This window comes from Bacillus sp. PK3-037, assembly GCF_054161355.1.
The window spans coordinates 719,897-738,337 of record NZ_CP096408.1 but is presented as its reverse complement, the minus strand read 5'-3'; the positions used below and the strand labels follow the sequence as shown (position 1 = coordinate 738,337).

Here is an 18,441-nt window from a genome sequence, read left to right as displayed (position 1 = left end):
AAAGCTGTATATGCCTTTTATCTTTTACTCATCATCCTGGTGTTTATGAAGATGAAGCGGCGGCGGGATGAGCCAGCCTTTGTTTTTCAGCAGCCTTAAGTATTTTGCCCCTGTTGCCGCCTTGGTCATATGAAATTGTCCAAACATCATCGCGATGTCTTCGCGAATCGACTGCCCCATAATTTTGCTGCATGTCACAAGACCGGCTGCATTTTGCGCCGCTGCGGATGCGGCCACATCCGGATCGAGAAACCGCGCGCCCGGCGGAATGTCGTTAAGATCTGCATCCGGCGGCTCAGGAGAAGCGGGCGGAAGCCCCACGCCATTTTCTTTCAGGATATTGCTGACCTGTTTGATTTCATCTTGGCATTTCTCGATGGACTCACGAAGCAGCTTCTTTAAATCGCCATCACCAACATGATGCAATAACATCTGGTAATTGCCGATCATTTTATTTCCCGCCATCACATAACTCCACAAACTGAATACCTCACCGTAATGCATCGGTTCTTCTTGCGGATTACCGCTTAAAATTCCCATTGTCTTCCTCCTTAACAAATTCAATACTGTTCATCACCTACGATGCCCAGCAGGAGGAAAAATTATGTACTTACTAGAAGTTTTCTGGAAACAACAAAAAAGACAAGAGCGGCAAATGCCAAACCCTTGTCTTTCCTGTTGTTCTATTGGACGCGCTCGGAGGGATTCGAACCCCCGGCAGACGTGGTACCGGAAACCACCGCTCTATCCAACTGAGCTACGAGCGCATATTGACATATTTTCACTGCGTGATGATAACGTCAGCATAACTCATTATACGGTATTTCAGCCGAAATAACAACCCTCTATTTTAAAGGGCTGTTTTTTTAAGAAGACACATCATCTTCTTTCCGAAGCTCACATACGATGGTTTGAACCGTTGTATTTTTGGGGAAAATGGGAAAAAGAGAAGAGTTTGCATGTCAAGCCAGCTTTTTGTTTGACCTTTATTGACCAAAAATGTATCATGTAACTACATACTTACCTAAAAGGTGAAGGAGGAGCATTATGAATTTAATACCTACAGTCATTGAACAAACGAACCGCGGGGAAAGAGCGTATGACATTTATTCTCGTTTATTAAAGGATCGTATCATCATGCTTGGATCTGCGATTGATGACAACGTTGCGAACTCCATCGTGTCACAGCTTTTATTCTTAGAAGCGGAAGACCCTGAAAAAGATATTTCTATTTACATCAACAGCCCGGGCGGCTCTATCACGGCCGGTATGGCGATCTATGATACCATGCAGTTTATTAAGCCGAAGGTATCTACAATTTGTATCGGTATGGCTGCGTCAATGGGCGCGTTCTTGCTTGCTGCCGGAGAAAAAGGCAAACGCTATGCGCTTCCGAACAGTGAAGTTATGATTCACCAGCCTCTTGGCGGTGCGCAAGGTCAGGCAACAGAAATTGAAATTGCCGCGAAACGCATTCTCTTGCTTCGCGACAAATTAAACAAAGTGCTTGCTGAACGTACTGGCCAGCCGCTTGAAGTGATCGAACGCGACACAGACCGCGATAACTTCAAGTCTGCTGAAGAAGCGCTTGAATACGGCCTGATTGACAAAATTCTGACTCGCAACACAGAAGAGCAAAAGTAATACCGCAACCTGCAAGAGACATGTCTCTTGCAGGTTTTTTAATGCTGAAGGAATTCACTCACTAACAAGTGAAACATACATACGAAATATCGGAAATGCAGTCCCTTTTCCCTCCTTTCATTTTTGAAAACGATTTATTGTATACGACTTCCACTCTTCATTCAGCACCTCAAACGTCAAATCGCAAGTTTGCCTGACAATCAGATCGGCATCATGCATTGACTGTTCATGACCGACTCCAACCGCAAACATCCCGGCAGATTTGATTGCGGCAATTCCCGCTTCAGCGTCTTCTACTGCCGCACAATCAGCTGGGGAGACGCCAAGCAGCGCCGCGGCGGTTAAAAATATTTCGGGATCAGGTTTCCCGTTCGCAAGAGCCGTCGGGTCAACAATGGCATGAAAATCATCAATAATCTCCAAACGTTTTAAAATCTCGGGGGCGTTGCGACTTGAAGACGCTAACCCGATTTTTATATTTTCGACTTTTAATTCACAAAGAAGCCTGCCGATTCCCGGCAAAAGATCTTCCGGCGTCAATTTGCTGATCAACGTCTGATAATATTTGTTTTTTTGGTGCAGAAGATCTTGTTTCTCCGCATTTGTATATGTTGCTTCCGCTCCGCCATAAATAAGTATGTTTTCAAGCGACTTTTCTCTGCTGATTCCTTTGAGGCTTTCATTCATACTTCGGTCAAAGGGAATATCGATTTGTTCTGCTATGTGCTTCCAAGCGAGAAAATGATATTCAGCAGTATCTGTGATCACTCCGTCTAAATCAAAAATGACCGCTTTCATATGCTGATACCCATCATAGCTTCATAGGGTTCAAGGCAAATATGCTTCATGTCAGCTCTCTTCTGCGAATAGTTGGAAATGAGCACTTTCCAACGCTCATGAATCAGTTCCTGAGGCACTTCGAACAGAGCCTTGTCTTCTGACAAATTCACAACGACGAGAAGCTTTTCCCCTTGATATTCACGGATGTAAGAGAAGATTTGCGGGTCATCCTCCAGCAGCAGCTGATAATCTCCATCTATCATGATCTTATATTGCTTTCGTAATTGAATAAGCTTCTGGTAGTAGTAGAAAATCGAATCTTGATCGTCCAAGGACTCTTGCACATTGATTTCATGATAGCGGGAATTTACCGCTATCCAAGGGTTTCCGGCTGTGAATCCCGCATGTTTTTCGGCATCCCATTGCATCGGTGTTCTCGCGTGATCTCTTCCTTTTTTCGTTATGGCTTTTAGAAACTCTTTTTCTGACATCGTTTTGTTTTCGATGACCAGTTCACGATATGCATTCTTTATTTCAAGATCATCATACATTTCCTGCGGCATATCACTGTTGACCATGCCGATTTCTTCTCCCTGGTAAATAAACGGGGTTCCTTTCATACCGTGAAGAACCGTTGCAAATGCTTTTGCACACTGCTTTCGCAGCTCGCCGTCATTTCCCCAGCGGGAAATAACCCTTGGCTGATCATGATTTTCAAAATAAAGGGTATTCCAGCCGACATTCATTAACGCGTTCTGCCACCTTGTCATCGTCTTCTTTAAAGCGATCAGATCAAACGGCTTGATCTGCCATTTTCCATTTGGCGAATGCGGTACCGAATCAATATCCATATGTTCAAACGTAAAGATCATATTCAGCTCATGTCTGCTTTCATCCGTATACTTTTTCGCCTCTTCTGTATCGGAACCGTTTGCCTCTCCCACCGTCATGCAATCGTAATGAGAAAGAACTTCCCGGTTCATTTCTTGAATAAACTCATGCAGGCGGGGGCCGTTTGAATGATAGCAGCCGACGATATAGCGGCGGCTGTCATCTGTTTCGTAGTCCGGAAAATCGATGTATTTGGAAATGGAACCGATCACATCCATCCGCCAGCCGTCAACGCCTTTATCCATCCAGAACCTCATCAAATCATAAACTTCCCGGCGTACCGCTTCATTTTCCCAGTTTAAATCAGGCTGCTTTTTCGAAAAGTAGTGCAAATAATATTGCCCCGTCCGTTCATCAAGCGTCCACGCCGGGCCTGAGAAGATTGATCCCCAGTTATTGGGCTCAGATCCATCCGGTTTTGGATCTTTCCAAAAATAATAATTCCGGTAAGGATTGTCCTTCGACTTGCGGCTTTCGTCAAACCACGCATGCTCATCCGACGTGTGGTTCACAACCAAATCCATGATGATTTTCATTCCGCGCTGATGCACTTCATCAATTAACTGAAACATATCTTCATTTGTCCCAAATTTTTCGTACATGTTTCTGTAATCGCTGATGTCATAGCCATTGTCATCCTGCGGGGAATCAAACACCGGTGAGAGCCAGATCACATCCGCCCCGAGATTTTTGATGTAATCCAGCTTTTGAATCACGCCTTGCAAATCACCGAATCCATCTCCATTGGAATCATAAAAACTGCGCGGGTAAATTTGATAAACGACAGCTTCCTTCCACCATTTACTCATCAGGCGTTCTCCTTTCACATCGTTCAGTTAGCACAACCGGTTCCTCATAAACTTTCATATGCAGCGGCTCGCCTTTTAAAAGCTCAAAGATAGCGCTCTTTTCGTCAACCGTCACATTGATTAAGCGATTTCGATAATTGATGTTGAACGAATATCCGTCCCATTCTTTCGGCAACAACGGAGCAAATGACAGCGTCTCATTTGTGATACGCATGCCGGCAAAGCCCTGCACGATCGCGAGCCAGCTTCCCGTCATTGATGTAATGTGCAGGCCTTCTTCCGTGTCATGATTGTAATTGTCAAGATCCAGCCTTGCTGTACGCTTATATAATTCAAGCGCTTTCTTTTCCATTTTAAGTTCTGCTGCGAGAACCGCATGGACAGAAGGCGACAGGCTCGATTCATGAACAGTCATCGGTTCATAAAATTCAAAGTTTCGCCGTTTTTCTTCCATTGTAAAACGGTCATGAAAAAGATAAATGCCTTGAAGAACATCTGCCTGCTTAATAAAATTGGAGCGGAGAATTTTGTCCCATGACCAATTCTGATAAAGCGGCCGCTCAGCTGGATCTAATTCATCCGCTGATCGCAGGTCTTTGTCCAAGAATGTGTCATGCTGTATGAAAATTTGCAGTTCTTCACTATACGGATAGTACATCTGCCGGATAATATCTCTCCACACCTTCAGTTCTTCTTCCTGCACATCAAGCAGACGGCGTTTTTCCGCTGAAATCCTTTCGAGATTTTCTAATGTATACTCCAATGTCCAAGCCGCGATTACATTCGTATACCAATTGTTGTTGACATTGTTTTCATATTCATTAGGCCCTGTGACGCCGTGGATCATATATTTGTTTTTTCGTTTCGAGAAGTGAACGCGGTCAGCCCAAAATCTGCTGACTTCCACGAGAACATCTATCCCGTATTCTTCCATGTAGTCACGGTCGCCTGTATAATTGACATAATTGCAGATCGCATAGCAAATCGCACCATTGCGGTGAATTTCTTCGAAGGTGATCTCCCATTCGTTGTGGCATTCATCTCCTGTGAACGTCACCATCGGGTAAAGCGCCCCCTTCAGTCCCAATTTTGCGGCATTTCGTTTGGCAGCCTCCAAATGGTGATAACGGTATAAAAGCAGGTGTTTCGTCACTTCCGGATCGGCAGCAGCCAAATACATCGGCACGGCATATGCCTCAGTATCCCAATAGGCGGCACCTCCGTATTTTTCGCCTGTAAATCCTTTCGGCCCGATATTCAAACGGGCATCGCCCCCGTAATATGTCGAGAATAACTGAAAGATATTGTAGCGGATTCCTTGCTGAAGTTCCTCATCCCCTTTAATCTCTATGTCTGCTTTTGCCCATCTTTCCTTCCATTGATCAGTGTGCCTTCGTCTTGCTTCCTCATACCCGTTCTCAAGAACATCCGCCAAAAGCTCCTTGCCTTTTGATAAAAGCTCTGCCTCCAGATAATCACGGGAAGTCGTGACAATAATAAACTTTTTTAAAGAAGCCTTCGTTTGATAGCTGTAGCGATTCTCAGCATACATGCCAGCTGTTTTATAGCTTTCACTGACAAAGCCTTCAGTCACGTTCGCCATTGCGGCCGAAACAGTAAAGCGAGGTGTTCCAAACGGATTTTCGATCGTTTTTGCCACTACATGGCCGCGGTGAGAATCAGCCCCTTTGGCTTCTTCCTGCCAAAATCGTTCCTGGTAGTTAGAATCTTCATTTGCGACATTTCCATCTAGGTAAGGAACAAGCGTAATGACAGCATCTTCCGTCAGGCACTCTGCTTCGTAATGAATCGCACAAAGCTCTTTAACGGCAAGGCTAAGAAATCGCTCCGATCTGATTCTGACCGTTTTATCCTGGATGCGGACAACAGCGCTTCGCCGCAGAATTCCTTCTTTCATATTGAGTTCTAACTCAAATGATTTAATTTGAGTTTGATAAAGATCGACTTTTTTATCGTCAATATATAAATCTATGCCAATAAAGTTCATCGCATTGATTACTTTTCCGAAATATTCCGGATACCCGTTTTTCCACCAGCCTACCCGCGTTTTGTCAGGGAACCACACGCCTGCGATATATGTGCCTTGATGACTGTCGCCTGAATAGCCTTCTTCAAAATTTCCCCTGACTCCCATATAACCGTTTGCAAGAGAAGTCAGGCTTTCCTGCAGCCGCATATGTTCCTTTTGAAAATGATTAGTTTTGATTTTCCATTCATCAATCTCAAATAACCGCTGATTTATCATATTTTCCTCCCGAATGTAAGTCTCCTTTATAACGGCGGGTTTTGGCCAAATATCTAAATGTAAAAGAGATCATCAAAGTGACGCCACACGAATGGATCATCAATACAGTGATCAAGTCAAAATGAACCATGCCGACAGCAGCTGCCACAAATGCCGGCAGTGCTGATGCGCAAATTGCTATAGATGCCGCTTCCTTGAATGACGCAATAGAGATCATGTTTGATAATTTTGTGATCCACATGCCTCCCGCAAGAACAGCAATCAAAAAAAACTGGATCATAAAAATCACGGCACATGCCAGCATCATGATCATCGGCTTATACTGTGCCAGCCACCATTCATTGATAAAACTCTCTACATCATGGGTGTTTGGATTCTTAAGCTTGGCGTCCATTTTCGCATAGCGGACAGAAAACCCTGTTCCATTTTGATCGGTGATGATCAGATGCTCAGACTGAAATATGATTGCGTTATCATATCCAGTTACTTTCAAACGCCCATTTTCACCGCTTGTCTTAAACTCATGCTCCATATCAACCGCCAGCAAATTCTGTCCATCTTCAATCCGATCAGAGCTCTTCCCGCCTGTCAGTTTTCCGTTTCTTATTTGAAAGCCTTGTAATTGATCAGCAAATCGATCATTGACCTTTTGAATAACTGACGGCATGAAAAATTGAACGTTAAAGCGATCCATTTTCATAAACGAAATCGTAAAAGGCGCCATCAAACAGGCCGTCAAAAACATAAAGAGAAAGGTGAGCTGCAGCCAGCTGAATGTATTCCCGTAACGGCAAACGCCTGATGGAGATGCGGCCGCTTTAAGGGAGCGAATGATAAAGCTTTCATTTTGCAGATTCTTCATCGAACTACCCCTTTGTCCCGCCGGCTGTCAGCCCGGACACAAAGTTCTTTTGGAGAAAAAAGAACAAAATGCATATCGGCAGTGCGGCAAGTATCGCTCCGGCCGCAAACAGGGCGACTTTTTGCTGCTGCGGGTTTGAAATGAATGATTGCAGACCCACAGCGATGGTCAGTCTTTCCGGTGTGCGAAGCAAAAATTTTGCCAGCAAATAGTCGCCAAACGGTGCCATAAATGCCCAAAGCGCTTGTACCGCAAGCATCGGCTTAACAAGCGGCAAAACAATTGAAGCGAAAATCCTCAGATGTCCGGCTCCATCAATTCGCGCTGCTTCATCGATTTCTCTCGGTACAGTATCAAAATAACCCTTCATCAGCCACGTGTTCATCGGAATCCCGCCGCCGATATAAATCGCTGTCAAAAACCAGTATTGATCGAGTGCGCCTATCAGCATGGCCAGAACGTAAAAAGCAGTCAGCGCTGCCATCGTCGGCACCATTTGAATGATTAAAAAGAATACCAGACTCTTTTTTCTGCCTGCAAACCGATAGCGGCTGTACGTATACCCGGCAAGTGTCACAATCGTAACCTGCAATACCATGACCGATAGCGCGATGACTAGTGTATTGCCGTACCAATGAAGATAAAGCGTCTCGTCAAACAGCCGCTTAAAATGGTCCAAAGTCCAAGAACCCGAAAAATCGAGCTGAAAAGCCGCCACATTCCCTACACGGAAAGCGGATGATGCGGTAATCAGCAGCGGATACAGAATGACGATACTTAAAAGCGTCAAAAATAAATAGGTACAGATCCTATTAAGCATTCTGGCAGTTCTCGCATTCACCTACATAACCTCCTCATTGCCAAAGGCATTCGATTTTTTAAAAGCAATCAGGGAAATTCCAATGACAATGAATGAAATTAACAGTGTAACAGCCGCCGCAACAGAATATTGCGGTGATGTGCCTGTTGTCAGCTTATAAATCCAAGAAATTAAAATATCAGTCGACCCGGCGCCCGCTCCCGCGCTGCCCGGTCCTCCCTCATTAAATAAGTAGATGATCGAGAAATTATTGAAATTAAACGTATACTGGGTAATCATCACAGGTGCTGTCGCAAATAAAATCATCGGGAAAGTAATATGTTTAAAACGCTGAAGAAACGTGGCCCCGTCAATCTTTGCCGCTTCATACAGTTCACCTGGAATCGCCTGAAGCACGCCTGTTACCATGACATAAATATAAGGAAAACCAAGCCAGGTCTGAATCATAATGAGGGCCGTCTTCGTCCAGAAAGGATCGGTCTTCCACGCGATTGCCGGCAGCTCTACAAACGGCAGGTGATTCAATAATGGGATCACCTGTGCATTCATCGCCCCTATGCTGTCGTTAAACATGTTGGAAAAACTCATAATTGTAATAAACGCCGGAACAGCCCATGGTAATAAGAAAATCATTCGAAATATCCGCTTGCCTTTGATAAAATCCTGATTGACGAAAAGGGCCGTCAAGATACCCAAAATGATTTGCAGCGTTGTCGCACAGATTGTCCAGATGATCGTCCAGCCCAGTACATTCACAAATGTTTCACGATAGGAGCCGAGGAAAAAAATATTCAAAAAATTTTTAAAACCGACCCAGTCAATCAGACGATTAGGCGGAATATGATAAAAATCATAGTTTGTTAATGCAACAAACAGAGTCACCAAAACCGGAAAAATAATCACAAACACCATCATGATATATGCCGGCAGTGTAAATAAATATGGAAACCCTTTATCTCCCGCATGACAGATCATGTCCCTGGCCGTTGTATTGACCTTCAAACCCGCCGCTTTCATAGCGGCGGTCTTACGCGAATCATAAATATTAAAGAGATAGAACATGAGGAAAATCACTGTCACGATCAATTGCAGCGTGCCTTCAATCAGCATAAACAGTGAGTGATCCTCACCGGGAACACTTCCCAATGTCATCAATCCGGTTAGCGCCTGAATACCGAAAACGCATAATTCAAAAACAAACAAACCTGTGATGGCAAGAAACAAGAGCCCCTTTGAAAACTGCTGATTTGCAATCTGCCCAAGCCCTGGAATGATCGATAAAAACCCAGCCTTTCGTTTTTGCTTTGCAAGTGTGTGGTGTTTATTCATTTTTTCGCCCTCTATTCTTCCGGACGCTGTCCCGCCGTTTTATTTCACATACTTTTCTTTGATATTTTCCTTTATGACGTTTACAGCATCATCCGCTGATTGTTGTGCCGCTTTTTTTCCTGAAGCCGCATCAAAAATCAAACTTTCCGCTCCTGTCCATACCTCAGCCATTTCCGGAATATTCGGAGTCGGTGTCGCTGTTTCATATTGTCTAATCACAGCTGACGTCAGCTCATTTTTTTGCTCATCCGCTTTCTTTCTTGCAGCTGTGTTGGCCGGAACTTCGTTTGTATCCTCATAAAAAACGTAAGCATTGGCGTCATTTGTAGCATACTCAAGCCATTTTTCAGCCAGTTCGGGTTCTTTTGTATATTTTGAAGCAACCCAGCCCTTGCCGCCGGCAAAAGGGGCATATTCTTCTCCGTTTGGCAATGTCGGGATAGGAGCCGCTCCGTAGTTCAATTTAGCCTCCTTATAGTTGGCAGCTGACCAAGGTCCGCCGATGATAGCAGCCGCTTTGCCATCTATAAACATCTGTTGAATAAAATCGTCTGCGCTTGTATTGTCTTGCATGCCTTTTGGCCAATAGGTTTTAAACCATTTCTCCGCATACTTCACAGCTTCTACTGCCCCTTTGTTGTTCAGGCCGATGTCCCCGGAATCTGTGCCATTTTTTCCAAATACATATCCGCCGTAACCTGCCAATAAACCGTACGACAGATAAAAGTCAGTCCATTTCGCTAAAAATCCGGTTGATTTTCCTTTTTCCGAAGCAAACGCAAAGCGGGAATCCTCCGCTAATTTTTCAAGGTCTTTAAATGTTTTTGGTGCTGTTTTTAAAAGATCTTTGTTGTAATATAAAACGAGTGTTTCAATGACCAGCGGCATTCCATACACCTTGCCGTCAATTGTCACCTGCTGCATTTCTTTATCGCCAAAACTTGTTGTGTTAGATGGCTTAACGTCAAGCAAATGTCCTTGCTGGCCCAAACCGCCGATCCGGTCGTATGCTGCAAGCATAACATCAGGTGCGTTCCCCGCCGGGCCATCAAGGGGAAGCGCTTCCAATTGGTCGAACATTTGCTTTTCAACGACTTTTATTGTGACATCATTCTCTTTTTCAAACTTTGCTTTGATGCTTTCAATGTATTCTTTATAGGTTTCTTCGACAGACACAGTCAGTACCTTTTTACCGTCCGAGCTTGCCGGATCTTTTGAATTTGAGCAGGCGGCAAGGCCGAATGTCAGGACTGATGCCGCCAATAAGGCGAAGCCCTTTTTAAAAACTGCCATCTCTTTTCCCCCTTTGATATATGAATCTATAACAATTGTATTGTTCTCCAGAAAGCGGTTACAAGTTATTTCAGCTTGTTACCGATAACAGAATTTATACATTGTCAGCAGCACCCAAAATAAAAAATTCCCCCGGCTGAACGGCAATCACATCTTCATGATGAAGCGGCTGCTCTGTCCACACATCGTAGATCTTCTGATAGCGATCAATTTTCAAATCTCGCAAACTGACATGTTGAGCCGCGTTCCCCTGATTGAAGAAGTAAATCAGTTTTTTTTCATCGAGCGTCCTCGAAAAGCGGATAAAATCGTTTTGGTCATCCAGCAGATTCCACTCAAGATCTCCATAAGTCAATAAAGTGTTTTCCTGTTTGCGTAAAGCAATTAACCGTTTCATAAATGTATGCATCTCTTGGTTTTGCTTCTCTTTTTCCCAAACCATACATTTCCGGCATAACGGATCATTTTCGCCGTCCAATCCGATTTCCGTTCCGTAATAGATGCATGGTGAACCTGTCTGAGCAAACATAAAGGCCAGCAAAGCACGTGCTTTTTTTCCGTCATTGCGGCACCTGGTCAAAAGACGTTTTGTATCATGGCTATCCAGTAAATTAAACATCACCTCATTGACCTGCTTCATCCCAGTCATCAAATGCGCATTTAACCGGTGGGCCATGCGTGAGGCTGGAATCTCCCGGTCAGCAAAATACTCAATCATAGGTTCTGTAAAAGGATAGTTCATCACCGCATGAAATTCATCTCCTCTAAGCCAAGGTTCGGAAGAATGCCAGATTTCCCCCAAAATATAAACGTCAGGCTTTTCTGCTGATACGGCTTGCTTGAATGTCTTCCAAAAAGCGTGATCCACTTCATTTGCCACGTCTAAACGCCAGCCGTCAATATCAAATTCCCGAATCCAGTACAAAGCAATATCAAGCAAATATTTCTGCACCTCGGGATTCGCCGTGTTTAGCTTCGGCATATCAGCTGAAAAAGCAAACCTGTCATAATTGTCTTCTCTGACAGGAAACGAGTGAATATGGAACCAGTCTTTATAGCGGGATTGAGCTCCGTTTTTCACAACATCCTGCCACTGCGGAGAAGAGCTGCCTATATGATTAAAAACAGCATCAAGCATAATTCTCATCCCCCGCTGATGAAGATGGCTGACCAATGTGCGAAAAAGCTCCGGATCTCCAAAATGCGGATCAATGGTATAGTAATCCAATGTGTCGTATTTATGATTGGAAGGCGCGGAAAAGATCGGCGTCAGATAAATGCCGTTCACCCCTAAATCCTCTAAATAATCAAGCTTATCGATAATCCCTTGCAAATCTCCCCCAAAAAAATCATTGACGTCCGGGTCCTTGCTCCCCCACGGCAATGCATTCTTTGGTGACAAGTCTTCTCGTCCATTTGCAAAACGCTCCGGAAAAATTTGATACCAGACCGTTGATTTGACCCACTCAGGCGCTTGGAATGTATCGGCCTCATGAACAAAAGGAAGTTTAAAATAATAATGGATCGTCTCCAGCGTTTTTTCGTTATAAGGACATACACCTGAGCTTCCAAAAAAGATGTCTTCATGATGGTCTGTTACAACAAACGCATATTGCAAACGCCTATATGGCGGCACCACTTCAGCAAACCAATAATCATGCATGTCTGTTGCGGCGATCTTCCTCATCGGCTGCTCGTTTGCCGACCACCTGCCGCCGCTGTACTCATAAGGGTCACCCCAAATCAATCGAATGTGATCGGCATCACCTTTTTTCGTCCGAATCTTAATATGCACTGTCCGTCCGTCATAAGAATAAGCATCAGAACTGAACGGCTGATGATGAATCGCTGCATATTCCATCATGTCTCCCCCTTTGATTTCCGTTTTATATCCGGCTCAAGTTTGAAAGTATCATGATAAAATCGCAGGAACAATCCTTTTTGCCTTGTTATCGATAACAGAATAAGGCTCTTACAGAGTCGATTCACGCACAATTAACTCCGGCTCAAAAAATAGATGCCCTTGGGGAGCACCGTCTTCATTCATTTTTTTCAGCAGCATTCTCGCACAGGCCTCACCCATTTCAACTACTGGCTGTCTGACTGTAGTCAACCGGGGCGAGGAGATGCGATCAAGAAATACACCGTCATTCCCGGTAACCGCAACGTCTTCCGGAATTCGTTTTCCAAGCGATTGCGCCGCACGAATGACGCCGAGCGCGATTCGGTCAGATGCGCAGACAAACGCTGCCTGATTGTCCAGGGATTTCAGGACTGCTCTTGCAAGGCATTCACTTTTTTTAGAACTGTTTTCGATCCGAAACATATTATTTTTTTTAAAGCTTTCATTCATCGCACGAATATACCCCTGTTCTCTCGAGCGTTCGAAAGGCTCATCTAAATCAATGCCAAAAAAGACAACTTCCCGCTCCCCCAGTCCCATGACATGGCGGGTTGCCATAAAAGTGCCTTTTTCGTTATTCACATCGATAAAGTCATAGCCCATTTCATTTTGCCCAAATACGACGAGCGGTTTTTCGAAAGCTTTGATCACGCCTTCAAAATCGGACTTTCTCAAGCCAGTAGCGATAATACCATCGCATTGCCCAATATTAAGAGAATTTCTTGTCACAAGCTGCAAAGCATAATGATGGCGATCCAGCTCCCGGCTGATTCCAGTTAACAGGTTCATGTAATACGGTTCTGTCGTATCCATTTCCTCGAGAATCAGCAGTTTGACAACCTGTGTTCTGTTTTGCACGAGCGCTCTTGCCGCATAATTAGGGATGTAATTCAGCTCTCTCATCGCGGAATGAACAAGTTTTTTTAATTCGTCTGTCACCGTCTCAGGATGATTGATCACTCGTGATACCGTCATTTTCGAAACATTTGCTTTTTTCGCCACATCTGACAATGTTGCCATTTTCATCCACTCCTCACCTATGCTTATTACATCTGTCCAAACTAGTGAAAAAGTCCTTTATTATAGTAAATTATACTATGTAACCTAAAAGAAACTAAAAAAGAGATTTCCTTCAGGAAACCTCACATTGTCGAGAAAACTCGGATATAAGCTTTAAATGGCTCATTAAATTTCTGTCCACTTTTTCTCTAAAATCGGATATGAATAGTTCTTCATTTGCTCAACTAACTCATCGGGCCGTGAAGAGTTGTGGATCAGTTTAAGATGAGAGTCGTTAGAAAACCCTTCTTGAATGCTGTACTTGACCATCTTCATCATCGGTTCAAAATATCCGTTCACATTGTAAAGTCCGATCGGCTTTTGATGAATGCCGATCTGCGCCCAGCAAAGCACTTCAAATAATTCTTCATATGTACCGAAACCGCCCGGCATGGCGATATAGCCGTCCGCCAGTTCGCTCATTTTTGCCTTCCGTTCGTGCATGCCGTTGACTTCAATCAGCTCTGTCAGATTTTGATGGACAACCTCTCCGCTGAACAGGCCGCTTGGCATCACGCCAATTGCAGTGCCGCCGTTTTCCATTAACGCATCGGCGACCGCGCCCATCAATCCTACACGAGAGCCCCCGTATACCAGGCCGATTCCCTGCTCTGCCATATACACGCCAAGCTCTGTCGCTTTTCTTTTATACGCTTCATTTCCCCCCGGGTTTGAGCCCGCAAATACACAAATTGTTTTCATCTCGTCATCTCCGCATCTATATATCGTGTTAACATTCAAAAAACACACTATATATTGTCCCATCTTCATGTGATAATATCAATATGAAATACATAAAGAATGCAGGAGTGATGATGTTGCAGCTGGCTGATGCTGAAAAATGGATGAAAGAGTTTTACGAAAAAAGGGGCTGGACGGAATACGGACCGTTTATTCGAGTCGGGTTTTTAATGGAGGAAGCCGGAGAGCTGGCACGGGCTGTCAGGGCGTACGAAATCGGCAGAGACCGGCCGGATGAGAAAGAATCGACACGAGCTGAACAAAAACAAGAATTGATTGAAGAAATGGGAGACGTCATCGGAAATATCGCCATCCTTGCTGATATGTACGGCGTTTCTTTAGAAGACGTGATGAAAGCCCACCAAGAAAAATTGACAAAGCGATTTGAGCATGCGTAAAAAAACGGCCAGAGTCGGCCGTTTTTTTCATCCTGTGATTTCATCATGATGATCAAAGAAATGCTGCTTTCCTATTTTGTGAAAGAGGCCTGTTTTATGCAGGAGCTCTTTAGGCTGAGACTGCAGCCCTACGATCATCAGCTTTCCGTTGTGGCGCTTAATTCTGTTCATGATGTTCACAAGCACCGCTTCTGCGGACGTATCCATATAATGTACTTTATTCATGAGTAAAATGAGGGTCTTCGGCTTTTTCTGTACATGCTCTAACAGTGACGATTCAAGCGAATCAATCGATCCGAAAAACAGCGGTCCTTCTATGGAGTACATGCTGACAGAAGGATCTGTCCCCTGCTCCCTCTCAGCCGCTTTCGCAAGAGCTGGATGAGACTCCTGATTGTGAATACGGGTCGCTTCGCTCATTCTTCTGATGAAGAACACAAATGCGAGCAGCAATCCGGTCGCCACACCGACGATTAAATCAAACAGAACCGTCAGGACAAAGGTAGCGGCTAAAATGAAGGAATCGGCGTTTTTCAGCCTCAGCATGTTTGCGACTTCCTTCCGCTCACTCATATTCCATGCGACAACCATCAATATCGGCGCCATACTTGCAAGCGGAACGTGGGAAGCATAAGGCGCGAATACAAGCAGTACAAGAAGAACCACGACGCCGTGAACGACACCTGAGACAGGTGAAACCGCTCCGTTTTTAATATTGGTTGCCGTCCGCGCAATCGCTCCGGTAGCCGGGATTCCGCCAAACAGCGGCGCGGCCATATTCGCAATCCCTTGGCCGACAAGCTCTTTGTTGCTGTCGTGCTTTGACCCTTTCATATTATCGGCTACCATCGCGGATAAAATCGATTCGAGACCGCCAAGAAGCGCGATGACAAGCGCTGCCGGAAACAGCATGACCATTTTATCTATTGTCAGCTCCGGAAACTGAAATTCCGGCAAATGGCGAGGAATATCTCCATAGGTTGAGCCAATCGTTGCCATGCGGTCAGGGAAAAACACAACCGCAACAAGCGTAGAAATGAGAAGAGCCAATAAAGCTCCGGGTATCTTTGGCATCACTTTGGCGGATACAAGCAAAATGACAAGTCCGATGACTGCTGTCAAAATGGCATATCCATTAAAGGTGCCGAGCTTCTGTGCAATTTCAAACATGTTGTGATGAAAGTTCTCATGTTTTTCTACGTTTTTCAAACCGAGAAAATTAGCGATTTGTTCAGTGAAGATTAACACGGCGATTCCAGCCGTAAACCCGACGATAACTGGCTTCGGCACGTACTTCATAATTTTGCCGAGCTTAAACAATCCGAACAGCACCAGCATGACGCCTGCCATAAACCCCGCTATCAGCAGATTTTCCAGACCATACTGCATCACAATACCGAATAAAATCGGGACAAACGCGCCTGTCGGACCGCCAATTTGATATTTAGATCCCCCGAACAAAGAAATACAGATCCCCGCCACAACAACAGTATACAGCCCGTATTCAGGCTCGACTCCCGAGGCAATGGCAAACGCCATCCCTAAAGGAATTGCCACGACTCCTACTACGATACCTGCAATTAGGTCTTTCTGAAATTTCTGCAAATTGTATCCCTTGAATCTCCCAGAGAATCGCATATTTTGTTAAAACCTCCCTTATGGATTAGTCTTTATGAGCTCAGTTTCATAACCGTTAATCACGACATCAAGTTTGCCTGTCTCCGGGTGGATCACAAGCCCGTGAACCGGCAGCTTTTTTGGCAGCAGCGGATGATTCTTGATCAGATTGACACTGTGGGAAACGCTTTCTTCCACACTGTGAAAGCCGGTCAGCCAAGTTTTTAAATCTAATCCGGCGCTATCAAGCAAACTCAGGCAGCTTGCTTCTACCCCGCGTTCCTTTGCTTTTTCTAGAATCGAGGTAGCATTCAGGCCTGACATCCCGCATTCATGGTGGCCGATTATGCAAACCTCTTCAGCCTGCAATTCATAAATGGCGACCAATATGCTGCGCATGACACTTCCAAATGGGTGAGAAACGATGGCTCCCGCGTTTTTTACAATCTTAGCATCGCCGTTTTTAAGCCCCATTGCTTGCGGAAGAAGTTCTGTGAGTCTTGTATCCATACAGGTAACAATAACGAGCTTTTTTGAAGGAAATTTTGTCGTTTTGTAGGGTTCGTACTTCTTCTCTCTGACAAACTGCTGATTGTGTTCCAAAATTGAAGTTAAAGAAACCATTTTTATTCATCTCCCATCCCTGTGTTATTGCAAGCCTTCTTACCCAGCTTACAGTAAGGAATTATAGCATAGGAACAGGCCGTGAAAAGGCTTTCAACAAAAGACGATCTAATTGGACTGTAAAATAAAAACTCAAAAATTTATATCTTTCAAAGATAATAAAATTTATATTTATTGAATCCTATAATCCAGGTTCTGTTTATATTTTGATGATTTGTCAGACAAAAATATAGGCGAATTCAGATAATTAAAAAACTTATTTAAGCAGAGGCTGCTATTTTTTCAGTCACTTTGACCATTTTAAGTTCAAAAGAACCAGAAATTTTAACAAACGCAGCAATATTTCTAACTTCTATTTCTTTCCGATATAATAAAATAGACAACAGCCATAAAGGGGGAGCCTTGTTGAAACCATTTGTATTTATCACCAAACCGATTCCTGAAGAGATTGAAAACATGATCAGTGCGCATTGCCGCTACGAGATATGGCAGGAGGATACACTTCCGCAAGAGGTGCTATTCGAGAAAATGAAAGATGCTGAAGGGCTTTTAACCACTGGAACATCTGGGCCGTCCATCAACAGTGAGCTGCTTGAACATGCTCCTAAGCTGAAGGTCGTCAGCAATCAATCCGTCGGCTACGATAATTTTGATATAGAAGCGATGAAAGAAAGAAGCGTCGTCGGCACTCATACGCCTTATACACTGGATGACACAGTGGCCGATCTGGCCTTTTCTTTAATTCTATCATCGGCCAGACGTGTTGCTGAACTGGACCGTTTCGTCCGGGCAGGTAAATGGGGTACGGTTGAAGAAGAAGAGCTTTTCGGCATTGACGTCCATCATCAAACATTAGGCATTATCGGCATGGGCAGAATCGGCGAGCAAGCGGCCAGACGCGCCAAATTCGGTTTCGATATGGACGTGCTTTATCATAACCGCCATCGCAAACAAGAAACTGAAGAAAGCATCGGCGTCAAATACGCTGAGCTTGACACACTGCTGAAGCAATCAGATTTTGTTCTGCTGATTACTCCACTGACTGACGAAACGTATCACATGATCGGGGAACGTGAATTTAAACTGATGAAGGATTCCGCAATTTTCGTCAATATTTCCCGGGGAAAGACGGTTGATGAAAAAGCCCTCATCCGCGCTCTTCAAGAAGGTCGGATTCGCGGTGCCGGTTTAGACGTGTACGAAGAAGAACCTGTCGCAAAAGACAACCCGCTCTTGCAGCTCGACAATGTCACCCTGCTGCCGCATATTGGCTCAGCAACAGCGAAAGTGCGCTTCAATATGTGTAAACAGGCCGCTGAAAACATGATCGCAGCTATCAAAGGGGAAACACCGAAAAATCTGACAAGAGAATTTCAGTAAATCAAAAAATCCGGTCTGATAAAGA

16 protein-coding genes and 1 tRNA gene are annotated in these 18,441 nt (G+C 44.4%); 3 read left to right on the top strand and 14 right to left on the bottom strand.

The window, feature by feature from the left end:
* Positions 1-24: 24 nt before the first annotated feature.
* Both M1D69_RS03805 and M1D69_RS03800 read right to left on the bottom strand, forming a co-directional pair.
* Positions 25-540, bottom strand: a complete 516-nt coding sequence (locus M1D69_RS03805) for a DUF3231 family protein (protein WP_024122953.1) — start codon at positions 538-540, stop codon at positions 25-27.
* Between the two features lie 151 nt (positions 541-691).
* Positions 692-767: transfer RNA gene (locus M1D69_RS03800), tRNA-Arg, on the bottom strand.
* A 280-nt stretch (positions 768-1,047) separates the two neighbouring features.
* On the opposite strand from M1D69_RS03800, the gene clpP reads away from it, so the two are divergent.
* Positions 1,048-1,644 (top strand): ATP-dependent Clp endopeptidase proteolytic subunit ClpP, encoded by a 597-nt coding sequence (gene clpP / locus M1D69_RS03795; protein WP_003219849.1) that lies wholly within the window; start codon positions 1,048-1,050, stop codon positions 1,642-1,644.
* Between the two features lie 117 nt (positions 1,645-1,761).
* On the opposite strand, the gene pgmB is transcribed toward clpP, so the two are convergent.
* From pgmB to M1D69_RS03745, 10 genes are all read right to left on the bottom strand, one after another.
* Positions 1,762-2,442, bottom strand: a complete 681-nt coding sequence (gene pgmB, locus M1D69_RS03790) for a beta-phosphoglucomutase (RefSeq protein ID WP_458104517.1) — start codon at positions 2,440-2,442, stop codon at positions 1,762-1,764.
* Positions 2,439-4,124, bottom strand: a complete 1,686-nt coding sequence (locus M1D69_RS03785; protein ID WP_458104518.1) for a glycoside hydrolase family 13 protein — start codon at positions 4,122-4,124, stop codon at positions 2,439-2,441. Before M1D69_RS03785 ends, pgmB begins: the two co-directional genes overlap by 4 nt.
* Positions 4,117-6,390, bottom strand: coding sequence for a glycoside hydrolase family 65 protein (locus M1D69_RS03780; RefSeq protein ID WP_458104519.1), 2,274 nt, complete (start codon positions 6,388-6,390; stop codon positions 4,117-4,119). The genes M1D69_RS03785 and M1D69_RS03780 overlap by 8 nt, the downstream gene beginning before the upstream one ends.
* On the bottom strand, positions 6,368-7,252 hold the full coding sequence (locus tag M1D69_RS03775) for a DUF1189 domain-containing protein (RefSeq protein ID WP_458104520.1): 885 nt from the start codon (positions 7,250-7,252) through the stop codon (positions 6,368-6,370). The genes M1D69_RS03780 and M1D69_RS03775 overlap by 23 nt, the downstream gene beginning before the upstream one ends.
* Positions 7,253-7,256: 4 nt before the next feature.
* Entirely contained in the window at positions 7,257-8,093 is an 837-nt protein-coding gene (gene mdxG, locus M1D69_RS03770; RefSeq protein ID WP_316274059.1) for a maltodextrin ABC transporter permease MdxG, read from the bottom strand.
* The gene (mdxF, locus tag M1D69_RS03765) at positions 8,094-9,401 is read right to left on the bottom strand and encodes a maltodextrin ABC transporter permease MdxF (RefSeq protein ID WP_458104521.1); all 1,308 of its coding nucleotides are present in this window, start codon (positions 9,399-9,401) and stop codon (positions 8,094-8,096) included.
* Positions 9,402-9,440: 39 nt separating this feature from the next.
* A complete protein-coding gene (locus M1D69_RS03760) occupies positions 9,441-10,694 on the bottom strand; it encodes a maltodextrin ABC transporter substrate-binding protein (protein ID WP_458104522.1) in 1,254 nt (417 codons plus the stop codon).
* Positions 10,695-10,788: 94 nt separating this feature from the next.
* A complete protein-coding gene (locus M1D69_RS03755) occupies positions 10,789-12,558 on the bottom strand; it encodes a glycoside hydrolase family 13 protein (RefSeq protein WP_458104523.1) in 1,770 nt (589 codons plus the stop codon).
* A gap of 108 nt (positions 12,559-12,666) precedes the next feature.
* Positions 12,667-13,617, bottom strand: coding sequence for a LacI family DNA-binding transcriptional regulator (locus tag M1D69_RS03750; RefSeq protein ID WP_458104524.1), 951 nt, complete (start codon positions 13,615-13,617; stop codon positions 12,667-12,669).
* Positions 13,618-13,782: 165 nt separating this feature from the next.
* On the bottom strand, positions 13,783-14,358 hold the full coding sequence (locus tag M1D69_RS03745; RefSeq protein WP_458104525.1) for an LOG family protein: 576 nt from the start codon (positions 14,356-14,358) through the stop codon (positions 13,783-13,785).
* 116 nt (positions 14,359-14,474) lie between these two features.
* On the opposite strand from M1D69_RS03745, the gene M1D69_RS03740 reads away from it, so the two are divergent.
* On the top strand, positions 14,475-14,795 hold the full coding sequence (locus M1D69_RS03740; protein WP_003219846.1) for a MazG nucleotide pyrophosphohydrolase domain-containing protein: 321 nt from the start codon (positions 14,475-14,477) through the stop codon (positions 14,793-14,795).
* 27 nt (positions 14,796-14,822) lie between these two features.
* On the opposite strand, the gene M1D69_RS03735 is transcribed toward M1D69_RS03740, so the two are convergent.
* Complete coding sequence (locus tag M1D69_RS03735; protein ID WP_458104526.1) at positions 14,823-16,433, bottom strand: SulP family inorganic anion transporter; 1,611 nt, start codon at positions 16,431-16,433, stop codon at positions 14,823-14,825.
* An 18-nt stretch (positions 16,434-16,451) separates the two neighbouring features.
* On the bottom strand, positions 16,452-17,036 hold the full coding sequence (locus M1D69_RS03730) for a beta-class carbonic anhydrase (protein ID WP_458104527.1): 585 nt from the start codon (positions 17,034-17,036) through the stop codon (positions 16,452-16,454).
* 402 nt (positions 17,037-17,438) lie between these two features.
* On the opposite strand from M1D69_RS03730, the gene M1D69_RS03725 reads away from it, so the two are divergent.
* The gene (locus M1D69_RS03725; RefSeq protein ID WP_458104528.1) at positions 17,439-18,416 is read left to right on the top strand and encodes a 2-hydroxyacid dehydrogenase; all 978 of its coding nucleotides are present in this window, start codon (positions 17,439-17,441) and stop codon (positions 18,414-18,416) included.
* The last annotated feature ends 25 nt before the right edge of the window (positions 18,417-18,441 follow it).

What these genes read in the sequence shown, in the direction of transcription:
- M1D69_RS03750 (WP_458104524.1), bottom strand. Translation starts at nt 13,617, where the DNA reads ATGGCAACATTGTCAGATGTGGCGAAAAAAGCAAATGTTTCGAAAATG.
- M1D69_RS03735 (WP_458104526.1), bottom strand. Translation starts at nt 16,433, where the DNA reads ATGCGATTCTCTGGGAGATTCAAGGGATACAATTTGCAGAAATTTCAG.
- pgmB (WP_458104517.1), bottom strand. Translation starts at nt 2,442, where the DNA reads ATGAAAGCGGTCATTTTTGATTTAGACGGAGTGATCACAGATACTGCT.
- M1D69_RS03785 (WP_458104518.1), bottom strand. Translation starts at nt 4,124, where the DNA reads ATGAGTAAATGGTGGAAGGAAGCTGTCGTTTATCAAATTTACCCGCGC.
- M1D69_RS03730 (WP_458104527.1), bottom strand. Translation starts at nt 17,036, where the DNA reads ATGGTTTCTTTAACTTCAATTTTGGAACACAATCAGCAGTTTGTCAGA.
- clpP (WP_003219849.1), top strand. Translation starts at nt 1,048, where the DNA reads ATGAATTTAATACCTACAGTCATTGAACAAACGAACCGCGGGGAAAGA.
- M1D69_RS03760 (WP_458104522.1), bottom strand. Translation starts at nt 10,694, where the DNA reads ATGGCAGTTTTTAAAAAGGGCTTCGCCTTATTGGCGGCATCAGTCCTG.
- M1D69_RS03775 (WP_458104520.1), bottom strand. Translation starts at nt 7,252, where the DNA reads ATGAAGAATCTGCAAAATGAAAGCTTTATCATTCGCTCCCTTAAAGCG.
- M1D69_RS03780 (WP_458104519.1), bottom strand. Translation starts at nt 6,390, where the DNA reads ATGATAAATCAGCGGTTATTTGAGATTGATGAATGGAAAATCAAAACT.
- mdxF (WP_458104521.1), bottom strand. Translation starts at nt 9,401, where the DNA reads ATGAATAAACACCACACACTTGCAAAGCAAAAACGAAAGGCTGGGTTT.
- M1D69_RS03805 (WP_024122953.1), bottom strand. Translation starts at nt 540, where the DNA reads ATGGGAATTTTAAGCGGTAATCCGCAAGAAGAACCGATGCATTACGGT.
- M1D69_RS03745 (WP_458104525.1), bottom strand. Translation starts at nt 14,358, where the DNA reads ATGAAAACAATTTGTGTATTTGCGGGCTCAAACCCGGGGGGAAATGAA.
- M1D69_RS03755 (WP_458104523.1), bottom strand. Translation starts at nt 12,558, where the DNA reads ATGATGGAATATGCAGCGATTCATCATCAGCCGTTCAGTTCTGATGCT.